The sequence below is a fragment of the Micromonospora sp. NPDC047074 genome (genome assembly GCF_040643815.1).
Lineage (GTDB): Bacteria > Actinomycetota > Actinomycetes > Mycobacteriales > Micromonosporaceae > Micromonospora.
Genome location: NZ_JBEYVB010000003.1, coordinates 169,304 through 182,908 on the forward strand (window position 1 = coordinate 169,304; position 13,605 = coordinate 182,908).

The 13,605-nt window shown below is 72.0% G+C and carries 11 protein-coding genes, 1 tRNA gene and 1 pseudogene; 5 read left to right on the plus strand and 8 right to left on the minus strand.

The genetic code is table 11. The features are described 5' to 3' along the window. Positions 1 to 2: 2 nt before the first annotated feature. The 3 genes from ABZ809_RS07550 to ABZ809_RS07560 form a co-directional block, all read right to left on the minus strand. Positions 3 to 998 (minus strand): MoxR family ATPase, encoded by a 996-nt coding sequence (locus ABZ809_RS07550; protein WP_357561628.1) that lies wholly within the window; start codon positions 996 to 998, stop codon positions 3 to 5. A gap of 26 nt (positions 999 to 1,024) precedes the next feature. After that, entirely contained in the window at positions 1,025 to 3,598 is a 2,574-nt protein-coding gene (locus ABZ809_RS07555; protein ID WP_357561821.1) for a fibronectin type III domain-containing protein, read from the minus strand. 217 nt (positions 3,599 to 3,815) lie between these two features. Continuing rightward, on the minus strand, positions 3,816 to 7,025 hold the full coding sequence (locus tag ABZ809_RS07560) for a tetratricopeptide repeat protein (RefSeq protein WP_357561629.1): 3,210 nt from the start codon (positions 7,023 to 7,025) through the stop codon (positions 3,816 to 3,818). A gap of 224 nt (positions 7,026 to 7,249) precedes the next feature. Here ABZ809_RS07560 and ABZ809_RS07565 point away from each other — a divergent pair. After that, positions 7,250 to 7,333: transfer RNA gene (locus ABZ809_RS07565), tRNA-Leu, on the plus strand. On the opposite strand, the gene ABZ809_RS07570 is transcribed toward ABZ809_RS07565, so the two are convergent. From ABZ809_RS07570 to ABZ809_RS07585, 4 genes and pseudogenes are all read right to left on the minus strand, one after another. Further along, positions 7,315 to 7,605, minus strand: coding sequence for a hypothetical protein (locus tag ABZ809_RS07570; protein ID WP_357561630.1), 291 nt, complete (start codon positions 7,603 to 7,605; stop codon positions 7,315 to 7,317). The genes ABZ809_RS07565 and ABZ809_RS07570 overlap by 19 nt on opposite strands. A 67-nt stretch (positions 7,606 to 7,672) precedes the next feature. Further along, positions 7,673 to 7,942, minus strand: coding sequence for a hypothetical protein (locus ABZ809_RS07575; protein ID WP_357561631.1), 270 nt, complete (start codon positions 7,940 to 7,942; stop codon positions 7,673 to 7,675). 440 nt (positions 7,943 to 8,382) lie between these two features. Continuing rightward, positions 8,383 to 8,514 (minus strand): annotated as a pseudogene (locus ABZ809_RS07580) (IS5/IS1182 family transposase); the annotation flags it as partial. Between the two features lie 87 nt (positions 8,515 to 8,601). Beyond that, the gene (locus ABZ809_RS07585) at positions 8,602 to 9,588 is read right to left on the minus strand and encodes a DMT family transporter (protein WP_357561632.1); all 987 of its coding nucleotides are present in this window, start codon (positions 9,586 to 9,588) and stop codon (positions 8,602 to 8,604) included. A gap of 115 nt (positions 9,589 to 9,703) precedes the next feature. Between ABZ809_RS07585 and ABZ809_RS07590 the strand changes: the two genes are divergently transcribed. Then, positions 9,704 to 10,618, plus strand: a complete 915-nt coding sequence (locus tag ABZ809_RS07590) for a LysR family transcriptional regulator (protein ID WP_357561633.1) — start codon at positions 9,704 to 9,706, stop codon at positions 10,616 to 10,618. A 372-nt stretch (positions 10,619 to 10,990) separates the two neighbouring features. Here the strand turns inward: ABZ809_RS07590 and ABZ809_RS07595 are convergent, their stop codons facing one another. Then, a complete protein-coding gene (locus tag ABZ809_RS07595; RefSeq protein ID WP_357561634.1) occupies positions 10,991 to 11,116 on the minus strand; it encodes a hypothetical protein in 126 nt (41 codons plus the stop codon). Positions 11,117 to 11,230: 114 nt separating this feature from the next. Here ABZ809_RS07595 and ABZ809_RS07600 point away from each other — a divergent pair, with 114 nt between their 5' ends. From ABZ809_RS07600 to ABZ809_RS07610, 3 genes are all read left to right on the plus strand, one after another. Next, the gene (locus ABZ809_RS07600; protein ID WP_357561822.1) at positions 11,231 to 11,491 is read left to right on the plus strand and encodes a hypothetical protein; all 261 of its coding nucleotides are present in this window, start codon (positions 11,231 to 11,233) and stop codon (positions 11,489 to 11,491) included. Between the two features lie 473 nt (positions 11,492 to 11,964). Then, positions 11,965 to 12,777 (plus strand): sugar ABC transporter permease, encoded by an 813-nt coding sequence (locus ABZ809_RS07605; protein ID WP_357561635.1) that lies wholly within the window; start codon positions 11,965 to 11,967, stop codon positions 12,775 to 12,777. Next, entirely contained in the window at positions 12,774 to 13,604 is an 831-nt protein-coding gene (locus ABZ809_RS07610) for a carbohydrate ABC transporter permease (RefSeq protein WP_357561636.1), read from the plus strand. The genes ABZ809_RS07605 and ABZ809_RS07610 overlap by 4 nt, the downstream gene beginning before the upstream one ends. Position 13,605 lies beyond the last annotated feature (1 nt).

Below are 13,605 nucleotides of genomic sequence, written 5' to 3' on the forward strand. Positions count from 1 at the left end.
GGTCAGCCCTGGGCCGGGGCCGGCTGGCCCGAGGGCAACGGCACCGGCACCGAGGCGACCGCCTGGCGCAGCACCTCGGCGGCGGTCACCCCGCGCACCTGCGCGTCGGGGGTGAGCAGCAGCCGGTGCGCGAAGACCGGCTCGGTCAGGGTCTTCAGGTCCTCCGGCATGATCCAGCCCCGCCCGTCGATCAGCGCGTACGCGCACGCCGCCCGGGTCAGCGCGATCACACCCCGGGGACTGACACCGACCCGCACCTGCGGGTGGGTACGCGTGGCCGCGGCCAGCCGCACCGCGTACGCGTAGAGCGGCTCGGCGATGTGCACCCGGCGGGCCATCCGGACCATCTCCCCGACGGTGGCCGTGTCGGTGACCGCGGTGAGCGCCTCCGGCGAGCGGACCGTCGCCCCGCGCAGCACCTCCACCTCCACCGCCTCGTCGGGATAGCCCACGGAGAGCTTCACCAGGAACCGGTCGAGCTGGGCCTCGGGCAGCCGGTAGGTGCCGTCCATCTCCACCGGGTTCTGCGTGGCCACCACCAGGAACGGCTGCGGCACCGGGTGCCGGACCCCGTCGACCGTGACGGTGCGCTCCTCCATCACCTCCAGCAGCGCCGACTGGGTCTTCGGCGACGCCCGGTTGATCTCGTCGGCGATCACGATGTTGGCGAACACCGGCCCCGGATGGAACTCGAAACCCCGGGTGGCCTGGTTGAAGATCGTCACCCCGGACACGTCCGACGGCAGCAGGTCGGGAGTGAACTGGATGCGCCGCCACTGCCCCTGCACCGTCGCGGCGACGGCCCGGGCCAGCGTGGTCTTGCCGACCCCGGGCACGTCCTCCAGCAGCACGTGCCCCTGGGCGAAGAGCGCGGTCAACGCCAGCCGGACCACCTGCGGCTTGCCCAACACCACCGCGTTGACGTTCTCGGCCAGCCGGGCGGCGAGGGCGGCGAAGCCCTGCACCTCCTGCTGGGTGAGCGGTTCCTGGGTGTTCACGCGGTGGTGCTCCTCGCCTGGGTGGGTCAGCAGGTGGGCAGGACCTTGATGTCGTCGCCGCCCTCCAGGTTGAGCCAGGCCCAGGGGATGTAGTTCTTCCCCTTGTACTCGACCTGCACCCACCAGGTGCTGCGCTTCTCGTTGTTGTAGATGTAGGCGTAGACCTCTTCGCCCTGCTTCTTGCAGTACGCCTTGAGCCGGGTGCCGTTCGCTACCCAACCGGCCTGCCGGTCGTCGTCCTGCCGGGTGATCTCGAAGATCTCGTTGCCGTTGCGCTCGCCCGGGATCTCCCGGCTGCAGTAGCGGGCCTCCTCGCCGGACGAGCCGTTGCGGCAGGTCGCGATCCCGTACAGGGGGTCGGTGCTCTGGGCGCGGCTGACGGTGCCCTTGCCGGCGGCGTTGCTCGCGGTAACCGTGAACGTGTACGCCGTGCCCGGCGTCAGGCCCGTCATCGTGATGCTGGAACAGTTGCCGGCCTTCGCCGGCTCACCGGGCGTGCTCAGCGTGCACGACACCTGCCCGCCGCCGGCGTCCACGGTGAACGTCACCGTCGCCGACGTGGCCGCCGCCGACGAGCCGGTCACTGTGACGCGCGGCTGGGCCACCGTGCGCGCCGTGGTGGTGGCCTCCGGGCCGGGGCCGGCCTCGTTGACCGCCTTCACCTTCACGGTGACGTTTTGGCCGTCGCCCAACCCGTCCACCGTGACCTGGGTGTCCGTCACCTCGCGGGTGCGCCCACCCACCTCCACGACGTACTTCGTCACCGGCCGGCCGTTCGCCTCGGCCGGCGACCACTGCACCGCGACGGTGCCCGGCCGGTCGGCCACCGTGGGCGCCCGCAGGTCGGCCGGGCGCTCCGGCGGCGCGTACGGCACCACCGTGTTGCTCACCGGCGAGGCCGCCGAACCGGCACCCTTGTCGTTGACCGCCACCACCGTGAACGCGTACTGCGTGCCGTACTCCAGCTCACCCGCCGGCACCACCAGCTCCGTCCTGCGGGACTCGCCGGCCGGGGCGTTGCTGCCCGCCGAGGTGGCCGTGACCACGTACTTCGCGATCCTGTTGCCCTGCCCGTTGGCGGCCGGCCACCTCACCAGCACCGTGCCGTCGGGCCGCTCCTTGGCGGTGACGCCGGCCGGCGGATCCGGCACCGCGGCCGTCGGCGTCACCGGGTTGCTGGTCCGCGCCGGCCCGTCGCCCTTCGCGTTGACCGCGTGCACCGAGAAGCGGTACGTCTCACCGTTGGTCAGGCCCTTGATCTCCACGGCCCGCTGGTTGGCGCCCACCTGCACCCGCTGGCCGGCGCCCTGCACCACGTACCGGATGATCTCCGCCCCGTTCGCCGGGGCCGGCCGCCAGCTCACCCGGGCCTGCGCGTTGCCGGCGGCGGCGGTGACGCTGCGCGGCGCACCCGGCTTGCCCACCTTCGGCTTCTTCGGCGGGGGCGGCGGCGGGGGAGCCGGCGGCGGGTCGCCGCCGAGCACGTCGTTGGCGTACTTGTCGACCTCGCGAACCTGGTGCCGGTCGTTCACCACCCGCGCCGTCGCCGACTCGGGGGCGTTGATGAAGAGGTGGTTCTCCCGCACCTCCAGCTCCAGCGGCCCGGTGCCCCGCCCCCGGATCGTGTCGACGAGCTGGCCGTTCGAGTCGAACGCGTAGACCGTGCCGGACGCCTCGTCGGCGCAGTAGTACCGGCCGGCCCACGCCACGGCCGGGCTCAGCTTGTCGCCCGTGCCCGGCACCGTGAACGCCCGCACCGCGCCACCACCGTCGACCACGTGCACCCGCCGCTCGCCCGGCACCGTCACGGGCACGTCCGGCCCGCTCGTCCGTTCCGGCAGCGCACCCGGCGCGGTCATCGTCAGCGGCGTCGTCCGGACCTTGCCCCGCTGCACGGTGACCAGCGCCCCGGCGGTGCGGTCGAGTACGGCGACACCGTCGTCCAGCGTGGAGACCACCAGCTCGTGACTGGCCGCCGCCACGTCGTACGTCTCGACCCGCTTCGGACTCAGGCCGGCGCCCGCCGGGGCCGGCGACGCGGTCGTGGAGGGCAGCGCCGCGGCGGTGATCGCCGAGACGGTGCCCTCGCCGGGCACCGCGATCCAGAGGCGACCCGCACCGTCGAAGGACCCGCCGGTGATGCCCGGCGGGTAACGCACCGGCTCGCCGACCGGGGTCAGCGACCGTGGGTCGAGCTGCCGGACGATGCCCTGCACGGCGTCGACGACGAACGCCGCGTCCTCGTGCAGCGCGACGCTCACCCCGAGCCCCGGCGTGGTCGGGGTGGTCGCGGTGATCTGGAGGGTGGCCAGGTCCAGCGAGCTGACCTGACCGGTGTTCAGGTCCCGCAGGACCAGCAGCCGGTCGGTCTGGACGACCTGCACCGGGTGCCGGCGGGCGCCGGGGATCCCGACCCGCGTGTCGACCCGGGCGGTGACCCCGTTGACCCGGGCCATCTCGCTGCGCGCGGCGCTCCACAGCCAGGAACTCGCGTCGTAGCTGGCCACCGCGTTGTCGGCCGCGCCGAGCCCGTGGAGGGTCAGCCCCATGGCGGCCAGCAGCGCGGCCACCGTCGCGATGGTGACCAGACCACCGCGCATCCGGCGGGGCCGGGAGCGCGGCGTGCCGGCAGCGGTGTGTGCGGCGTCATCGATGGTGGCCACTACCGGCTGCCTCCCGTGTCGTCCCTGGCAGGTGGCGCGCCCTCCACGGGCGACCCTCCCCTGAGCCGGCTGCCATCATATGGCCCGGTCGGGGGCGGGGGAACCCGCACCGTCCCCCTGTGGACACCGAGCGTGTGCGCCGCGACGTGGCAGGTCAGCTCGACGAGGCGCCGCCCTTGCGCTCCGTGCACACCTGACCCGACGTGGCGAACGAGTCCGTCGAGTAGACCGCCAGGACCGTGAAGCAGTAGTCCACCCGCGAGTTCAGCCCGTTGACCCGGTAGCTGGTCTGGCCCGGGTCCACCGTGGCCATCACGCCCAACGACTGCCCGGTCCGGCCGCCGGCCACCATGAACGGCACCCCGCCCCTGGCCGGGTCCGTCCAGCTCAGAGTGATCGTCGCCGAGTCGTCCTTCAGCGTCAGGCCACCCGGTGGCGGACCGGCGGCGGCCCCCGTCGTCGCGACCGGCGCGGCGGGTTCGGCCGGGGGCGCCGCGTCCCGGTTGAGCACCACGACGCCCACGCCGACCAGCGCCGCGACGGCCAGGACCGCGACGACCACCGCGACGATCACCGCCGTCCGGCTCCGGCCGCCCTCCTCGGCCATCGCGGGGTACGCCAGCGGCGGCGGAACCGGTGGCGGCACGACGGACGGCGCCGGACCCGGCTGCGCCTGGTGGGTGGCGCCCCCCGGCGAGGAACCGGCCCGGTACGGCTGCGCCCGCATCGGGAACGTCTCGTCGATGTCGAGGTACGCGGGCGGCTGGTCACCGTCCTCCTGCCGCTCCGGTTCCTCCAGCGCCTCCTCGCGTTCCAGCTCCGCCCGCGCCAACTCCTCGTCGACGTCCAGGTGGTCGTCGTCGGCGTTGCCGTCGTCGGCCGTCGGGCCCGTCAACGCCTGCGGGGGAGCCGTACTGCTCCACGGCGGCGCGGTCATGCCCCACGGCGGCACGGGCGATCCGCTCACCGGCTGCGCGACCGGAGGCGGCGCGCTCACCGGCTGCGGACGCGGCGGTGGCGCGGCGAACTGCTGCGGGTGACCGGGCGGTGCGCTGACCGGTGGCGCGCTGATCGGCGGTGGGGTCACCGGCGGGCGCGGGACCACCGGCGGGGCCGGGATCGCGGCTTGTCCGGACACCGGTGCCGAACTGACGGCCCGCGGCGGCCCGCTGACGGGGAGTGCCGGCGGTGCGCTGACCGGCTGCGCGGCCTGCGGTCGCGCCGTCGGTGGAATCCGGTCCGGCTCCTCGGGCGACCGCTCGGAACTCTCCGCGCCATCCCGGTCGGCGGGCACGCCACCGGCCCGGGCGATCTCCTCCGCGAGCAGCGGCTCGATCTGCTTGACCTGGATGGTCGGCTTGGCCCAGCCGGGCCCCGGTGCCGGGGGATCCGGCACCTCCGCGGGAGCCGGGGCCGGGGTGTCCGCCGCTCGTACCGCCGAAGCCTGGGCGGCCGGCGCGGTGGTCGGCGCTGGCTCGGCGGCAGGTGTGGTCGCTTCGGGAGCCGGCGGCGCGGCAGCCGCCACGGCGGCCGGTCCGACTGCCGACGCCGCAGGGGGCGGTTCGGCCGTCGACGGTGACTCGGTCGCCGTCTCGGCCGGCGCCGGCACTGCCGCCGAAGGCTTGGCGGTCGACGGTTCCGGCCCGGCGGTGGGCGGCGCCGGTGCGGTGGGCGATGCCGTTCCCGTCGGCCGGGCGGTCACCGGTGTCTCGTCGGCGGCCCGATGGCGCGGGGGAGCGGCGGGGCCGGGGCGAGCTGCCGCGACCTGCGGCTGCGCGGCGGACTCCGGGTTCGGGTCGGGAACGGTGGGGGGCGTCGGCGCGGTGGTCGGCTGTACCGGCGTCGCGACGACGGGAGGGGAGGCCGCATGTCGGGGGACCGGCGGGGCGGGCGGCGTCGCCCGCGCCACCACGGCGGGTGGAGACGACACCGGATGCGGTACCGGCGGAGAGGACACCGGGCCTGGCACCGGCGGCACCGGCCGTGCGGTCGCCCTCGTGGTCGGGACGACCGGTGGCGGCGGTACCGGTGGGGCGGGGACGGGCGGGCTCGGCGGCGCTGGCGTCGACGTGCCCGGCGTCGCGGACGGTGTGGTCGGCCCGGATGGCGGCGCCCAGGGCGACTGCGGCGGCGTCGGCCCGGGACGCTGCGACGGGACGCTGGGGGGCGGCGGCACGGGCACCGGCGGCACCTGCGCCGGCCGCGCGGGGGTGGCAGGCGAGGGCGGCGGAACGACCGGGGGCGGCGGCACCGCGGCCCGACCCGTCCCCGGTGGCACTGCGGCGCGGCCCGGGACGGAGGCACGGCCCGGCCCCGGTGGCGCGGGCACGTTCGGTGGCGGCGGGATCGTCGTGGGCGGCGGGACGGTGGGCGGCGCCGGTGGGATCCGCTGCGGTGGAACGGCGTACGGGGCGACCTGACCGGACCCACCGACGTGCGGCGCGACCGGCGGCGCCGGGTGCGGGGCGGCCTGCGGCCGGGCCGGCGCGTGCGGCGGGGCCGGCGGCGCCCAACCCATGTGCGGCGGGGCGGGAACCTGCGGCGGAGGCGGGACCTGGGCGTGCTGCGGTGGCGCCGGGTACGGCTGCTGCGGCGCGGGCGGCACCTGCGGTGCGTGGGGGGCCGGGTGCGGCGGGTACGGGGACGGCGCGGCGTGCGGTGGCGGGGGAACAGACGCGGCCCGACCCTGGACGGGCGCCCCCGGAACGGGCGGGGGCGGCGGGATCGGCGGCTGGTACGAGGGCGGCGCTGGGGCCGGCGGGCCGCTGGTGACCTGCGGTGGCGTCGGCTGCGCGACCGGCGGCACCGGTGGGCGCGCGACCGCCGCCGGCTCGTGCGGCCGCCAGGAGGTGGAGAGAACCGCCAGCGACATCGTCGGCTCGGAGAGCGCCGACACCTGTGACGGCACGACCGGTGGAGCGGGCTGCGGAACGGGCGCGGCGTCGCCGAGATACTGCCGCGCCGTGCGTACCGCCGGGTGGTCGGCACCGAGCACGGCGGGCCCCAGGCTGGCGACGCGGGTGTAGTTGCGGCGCGCCTCGTGCCGGTTGCCCAACTCGTCCGCCACGGCGGCCAACTCGAAGGAAAGCGCCAGCATCAGCGGATCGGCGGGCGGCCAGAGGCGCTCGCCGGCGGCGTACGCCTCCTCGAGCACCCGGCGGGCCGAGCCCGGGTCATCCGCCTCCCGGTGCAGGCGAGCCAGCAGGTGTGCGGTGCTCAGCACATCCGGGTGATCCTTGCCGTACGGCGGTCGGGCGGCGCCGACGGCGTCGGCGAGCAGTCGACGGGCGGAGTGGAGATCGCCCGCGGCACGCAGGGCGAGGGCCCGGTGCTGAACGGCGGCCAGTGGAGAGGGATGGGACACGTGGCCATGCTGCCGCGTGAGACCCGCCGGACGCTACCCAGGTCCACCGGTTGGCTGCGGTTCGCCCTGCTCCAGGCACCACTCCGACCTGCGCACTCCGGCCGGACGGAAGCTGATGTGCATGATCCATCCGGGGCGTGTACAGTAACTCCCCGTGCGGCCCACCAGGGGCGGCCGGTGGGTGACAGGCCCGACCCGGTCGACACGGTAGGCTGAACGAGTAGGTCCGGGTGGCGGAATGGCAGACGCGCTAGCTTGAGGTGCTAGTGCCCGTATAGGGCGTGGGGGTTCAAGTCCCCCCTCGGACACGTACAGTTACCCTACAGTAATCAGCGTCAGGCTTGGCCTCGACGCTGATTTTGTTTTGCCCGGGGTCGTAGGTGAGGGCGAGCCGTAGCTCGCGGTACAGGGTGCTCTTGTCCCCGCTGTGGGCGTTCCGCAGGGTGTTGCGGATGTCGTCGAAGGTGCCGACGAGGCTCCGGATGTCGTCTTCGGTGAGGCGGGCGGGAGCCCGTTGTTGTGCTGCTGCTTTGTCGCGTTGGGCGAGCGCGGCGGCGCGTTGGGCGTTGACGTCGGCCATCCAGGTGGCGACGCTGGCGGGGTCGCCTCCGGCGTCTGCGATGGCGCGGTACTGAACGAGTTTGGCGTCACACGCGGCAAATGATCTTGTTCACGGCGATGATTTCCGGCGCGACGTTGTCGGGTCCGGTGTGGGGTTGGGCGGCGTGGGGCCGGCGGATGGTGTCGGTCAGTCGGTGCGGGGCGAACGCCTTGAGGAGCCAGCTGTCGAGTGCGGGGATGATGTCTCGTTCCGCGACGTAGACGTTGCGGGGATGTTGGACGTGGTTGGCGAGGGCGTACTCGTTGGGGTAGCGGCACCGGTAGTAGGCGGTCTCGTGCGCCTGGTGGCTCTGCATCCTGCGGCCGCACAGCCCGCAGAGCATGAGTCCGCGAAGGACGTAGTGGTGGCGCACCTTGCGTGGTCGGGTGCCGGTGCGGCCTCGTCCGCTGGCCGCCATGGAGACGCGGCCGTAGAACGCGAATCGCTTGTACGCGTCCGTCGACCATCAGGGATTGGGTGGCCGGCGGACGCACTGATACACGGATCCAGGCATACCGGCATGAAGTGATCAAGCGCCGGTGGACTCGACCGGTCCCTGACGAGCATTGGCTGAGGAGCGTTGCAGCAAGGCCAGCAGCGCACGAGCCACGGCGTCAGTCAGCTCCGGTTCGCTGCTGAACTCGCTCATCAGTGCGACATCACTCGGGTTGGGATAGCGGTTCGATCGCGCAGCCTTCTGCGCGAGCCTTTTCCAACCTGATCTTGCAGGTCAGCATCGGTAGGCCGAGGGCCGGGGATCCGGTCCATGGCGGTGGCCAGGTCGTCGGCGGCCGACGCGAGCAGGGCTATCGCTTCCTGCACGTACCGCCATGCGGTGCTCACGCCGGCGGCGAATCGGGCAGTGAGTCGGGTGTAGGGGTCACCGCTGGATGCGGCCGGGTGTCGCGTCGAGCCGGTTGCCTTGTGGTGGGGTGATCTGGAGCTGGGCGACTACAGCGTCCGCACGCTTCGCGCTTACAGCTTCGCCGCCTTGACGTGGCTGCGGGTGTTGTGGGCCCTGGAGACGCCGTGGGACCGCGCGGGGGAGTCGGATGCAGCTGCGATGGTGGGCTGGCTTCCCCGGGCGGCGAACCCGCAGTCTTCTGGGGCCGGCATCGACGGCCTCGGCTTTCCGAGGCGGATCAGGCCGACCCCGACGAGCACGACCACCATCCCGATGGCGATCCGGAAGCTGAGAACCTCGTCGAGCACGATGGCCCCCAGCGCTACCGAGACCACCGGCAGCAGATAGCCGACCGTCGCGGCGCTGGTGGCGCCCTCGGCGGCGATAATCCGGTAGGTGAGGTGGAAGGTGAACCCGGTGGCGACGACGCCCAGGAACACGACGGCGATCAGGGTTTTCGGGCCGATCTCGATTGACGTCAGACCGCCGGCCGGCAGAGTCGACGCGGTCAGGCCGGTCGCCGCGATGAGCTGCGCTGCGGACAACGAGATGGTGGGGATGCCCTTGCCGACCAGGTTGCGGCCCATGTACGCGAAACCGACGGCATAGCTCGCCGCTGCGGCGACGATGGCAAGAGCGCCCCATCCGACCGGCCCGGTCGTCTGCCACGGCGCGAAGATCAGCGCAACTCCGGCGAACCCGAGCAGGAGTCCGCCCAGCCGGACCGGCCGCAACCCACGCTCCGAGCCGATCACGATGCCGATCAGCATGGACCACAGCGGCGTCGTCGCGTTCAGTACACCGGCCACCCCGGAGTCGATGGTCCGCTGGCCGATGCTGAACATGGCGAACGGCAGGGCGTTGCAAAAGAAGGCCGCCACGACGATGTGACCCCAGACCGCCCCACCCCGAGGCAGCCGTCGACCCGAGCCGAGGCACGCGACCAGCAGAGCGGCCGATCCGAGTACGCACCGGCTGATGGTGACCTGGACCGGAGTCAGGGCGTCCAGGGCCAGCTCGATCCAAAGGAAGGTCGATCCCCACAGCAGGGCGAGCACGCCCACCCGCATCCACGCCCATGTCCTGCCCACAGCACCGTTCACCCTGGCCTCCTTGGTCCCTTTCCGTGAACACTGCCGCGCCCCACGGAAAAGAAAAAGCAAAAGGTTCTGCATGAGCGTTAAGCTCTGCTACATGATGGATGTGAGACGCATGCAGGTGTTGCGGGCGGTGGTCATCAGCGGGTCGGTGACCGCGGCGGCAGCGCACCTCGGCTACACCCCCTCCGCCGTCAGCCAGCAGGTGGCAGTGCTGGAAAAGGAGGCCGGGATCGCGCTGCTCGAACGAGTCGGCCGAGGTGTCCGGCCCACGGCGGCGGGCCGACTGCTCACCAGGCACGCGGCCATCATCAGCCAGCATGTCGCCGAGGCCGAGACCGCATTGGCCGATTTGCGCGCCGGGCGTACAGGCCGGCTGACGATCCGCTACTTCGCCTCCGTCGGCCCAACCCTGCTGGCACCCGCCCTCGCCCGACTCCGGCGCGAGTACCCCGGTGTGACCATCGATGCCAAGGTGACCGATCCCAATGATCTGCTGCCGAACGTGGAGCAGCACAGCGGCGACTTGACCATCGTTGTCCGCCGACCAAGCGACGAGAGTCACCAGGGCATCCGCGTGGTGCGCCTGCTCGACGACGCGTACCGGGCCGTGCTGCCCACCGGACACCCGCTCGCCGCGCAACGGATGATCGACCTAGCCGACCTCGCCAGCGAACCTTGGGTCGGCAGTGAACCCCCCGGCCTCTGCCTGGAGCCCATCATCGATGCCTGCGCCGCGGCAGGCTTCAGCCCGCACATCGTGGCGCAGTCGGAGGACTACGCCACGGCTCAGGGATTCGTCGCGGCTGGCCTCGGCGTCAGCCTCATCCCCCGACTGGGACTGGGCACCCGCCATCCTGGCGTCACCATCCGCCGGGTCCGTCGCCCGGAGCCAATCAGAACGATCTACGCCGCGGTCCGGGAGATCTCGCTGGCGCAGCCCGCACTGGGCGCGCTGATTGACGCCCTCACGGACGCCACAAGAGAGTGAAAAGATAGGCGTCCCAGGTGGCGGTCGCGACACGGCTGATCCATCGGAAGACTCTTTGCGCGGTAACGGAGCCGTGCCGTACAGAAATGTCACGGCGCCGACGAACTCCGGGGACGGGCCGACCGGGCGTTATCTGCTCCGCGAAGGTAATCCTCACACCTCCCCGACGCCCATGGCCGCCGCTGAGCTTGCCCGCCCCGCCCCGCCCCGGCGCTACGCAGACCCGGCAGCCGGCGCGGCATCGACCAAGCCGTCGAGGAACCACGGCAGGTGCTGCCCAGCCACAGTCAGCCACGATTCGTACCCCACATGCCGACCCCACGCTCGCCGACCACCACCACCGGCCCGGGACGTTGCGCTGTCCCCTGGACGTCAGAATCGACGGCGCGGCGCCACGTCCTCAAACAACATCGACACCACGGAGTCCTGGACTGAGTGACGCGTCAGATCGAACATGCTCATGCCGCTGAAGTCCCGCAAGGTCAGGTGCGTGCTCATGCCGCGATCCGCGCGCCACGCAGTGGCACCACAACAGATCAAGCCAGCGCCCGGTCAAGCCGATGTGAGTGCGTGCGGGCACGGTGTGGCGCCTGCGATACCTGGTCGACGACTGTGCATGGTCGTTATGCGCGGCGGCTGGCCGATGTCAGGTTGGGTGGCCATGAGGTGCTGGTCGCGTTGACGGTCCGCCGATTCGTTTGCGGCAGCAGCTGTCAGCGGCGACATTTGTCGAGCAGGTGCCCGGCCCGACTCGTCGGCATGCCCGTCAGACCGTCTTGGCGACGGGCGACCTGGAAGCCGTCGCGGTGGCGCTGGGCGGTCGAGCGGGCAGCCGGTTGGCGCAGCGGTTGGCGGTGTCGGTGTCGCGGATGACGTGGATCCGGATGATCCGGCCGGATGCCCGATCCGTCGCCGCTGACGCCGACGGTGCTGGGCGTGGACGACTTCGCCCCCCCGTCGTGGCCACCGATACGCGACCGTGCTGATCGACATGCGTACCCACCGGCCGATCGACGTCCTGCCCCGACCGCACCGCCGACACCCTCGCCGCGTGGCTGCCCGAGCATTCTGGCGCTCAAGTCGTGAGGCCCGCCAGCTAAGTTCGCGCTCCCGCGAACGCTGAAAAGAACCCCCAGCTTCGGGTCATACAGTGAAGGATTTATTTCCACCCATGCCGTTGGTACTGTGCTGCCGTGCCCGTCCCCCGCACCGTCAACACCCCACCAGATGACCGCGCATCGACCATAGAGCCCACGCCCTCCGCCGTTCGGCGGGGTAGGCCGGCACGCTTCACCGAGTCCGGTCTCGGGTGGCTGCTTCTCCTACCGTCCGTCGTGGTTTTCGCGTTGTTCGTATTCTGGCCGCTGGGACGCACCCTGTACCTGTCCGTCCACGGCAACGACCTCTTCGGTGCCCCGTCGGTGTACGTCGGCGCCGAGCACTACCGGGAGTTGCTGTCCGCCGAGTTCGGCAAGGTGCTGGCCACGACGGGCCTGTTCACGCTCTTCTCCGTGGTGCCGGCTGTCCTGGGCGCGCTCTTCGTGGTGCTGCTGCTGGAGGCGCGCATCCGTGGCGTACGCGTGTTTCGCACCGCCTTCGCGCTGCCGTTCGCGTTCTCGGTGGCGACCGCGTCGGTCATCTTCGCCGTCATCTACAACCCTGCGATCGGCGTGGCGAACGGCCTGCTCGGTTCGCTCGGGTTCGACCGGGTCAACTGGCTCACCGACCCGTCGATCGCGCTGCCCGCCGTCTGCGTCGCGACGGTCTGGATGAACTTCGGTTACAACGTCCTCGTGCTGTCCGCCGGCGTCGCGGCGATCCCGCCCGAGGTGGTCGAGGCGGCGCGGCTGGACGGCGCGTCCGGCTGGCGACTGGCGTCCCGGATCACCGTGCCGCTGCTCTCCCCGCAGCTGTTCTTCCTCGTCGTGGTGTCCACCATCCACGCGTTGCAGAGCTTCGGGCAGATCCACATCCTGACCAAGGGCGGCCCGGACCAGGCCACGACGACGCTGGTCTACTCGATCTACGAGAAGGCGTTCGCCTTCGGGTCCTCCGACTTCGGGTCGGCCAGCGCGCAGGCCGTCGTGCTGCTGGTCGTCATGCTCGGCTGTACGGCTGTCCAGTTCGGCGTCCTCGAACGGCGGGTCCACTACCGATGAAAAAGTTCAGCCTCGGGCGCGTCGCCGTCTACGTGGTGCTCGGCTTCGCCGCGATCCCGGTCCTGTTCCCCATCTACTACGGCTTCGTCGGGGCCGTGATGGGCCCCGGTGATCTGGCGACCTACCCACCCGCTCTGGTGCCGCACGAGCTCTACTGGCAGAACGTCACCGACGTCTTCCGTTCGGTGCCGCTCGGCCGGTTCTACGTCAACTCGGCCGTCCAGGCCGGGGCCATCACGGTGGCGCAGATCGTCACCAGCATCCTGGCCGCGTACGCCTTCGCGTTCCTCCGCCTGCCCGCGAAGGCGGCGACGTTCGGTCTGTTCCTCGCCACCCTCATGGTGCCGTGGGAAGCGATCATCATCCCCAACTACCTGGCCATCTCCGGTTGGGGCCTGGCCCGGGGCGGGTTGACCTACCTCGGCCTCGTGCTGCCCTTCCTCGCCTCGGCCTTCGGCACGTTCCTGCTGCGGCAGGCCTTTCTGCAGTTCCCCACCGAGTTGCGGGACGCCGCGGTGATCGACGGGTGCGGTCACTGGCGCCTGTTGTGGCGGGTCATCGTGCCCCTGTCCAAGCCCTCGATTGCGGCGGTCGGGGTCTACGTCTTCCTCTCGGCGTGGAACCAGTACTTCTGGCCGCTGATCCTGATCCGTGACTCCGAGTACCAGACGCTGCAGATCGGCATTTCGCAGCTCAACGACGCCGAGGTGGCGCAACCGGGTCTCGTCCTCGCGGGCGTCGCGTTGTCCCTGCTCCCGACGTTGGCTGTCCTGCTCTTCGGTCAGCGCTACATCGTCCGCGGCCTCACCGCCGGCGCACTGCGTTAAC

What these genes read in the sequence shown, in the direction of transcription:
- ABZ809_RS07555 (WP_357561821.1), bottom strand. Translation starts at nt 3,598, where the DNA reads ATGCGCGGTGGTCTGGTCACCATCGCGACGGTGGCCGCGCTGCTGGCC.
- ABZ809_RS07570 (WP_357561630.1), bottom strand. Translation starts at nt 7,605, where the DNA reads ATGGCCGACGTCAACGCCCAACGCGCCGCCGCGCTCGCCCAACGCGAC.
- ABZ809_RS07575 (WP_357561631.1), bottom strand. Translation starts at nt 7,942, where the DNA reads ATGCAGAGCCACCAGGCGCACGAGACCGCCTACTACCGGTGCCGCTAC.
- ABZ809_RS07590 (WP_357561633.1), top strand. Translation starts at nt 9,704, where the DNA reads ATGAGCGTTAAGCTCTGCTACATGATGGATGTGAGACGCATGCAGGTG.
- ABZ809_RS07595 (WP_357561634.1), bottom strand. Translation starts at nt 11,116, where the DNA reads ATGAGCACGCACCTGACCTTGCGGGACTTCAGCGGCATGAGCATGTTC.
- ABZ809_RS07610 (WP_357561636.1), top strand. Translation starts at nt 12,774, where the DNA reads ATGAAAAAGTTCAGCCTCGGGCGCGTCGCCGTCTACGTGGTGCTCGGC.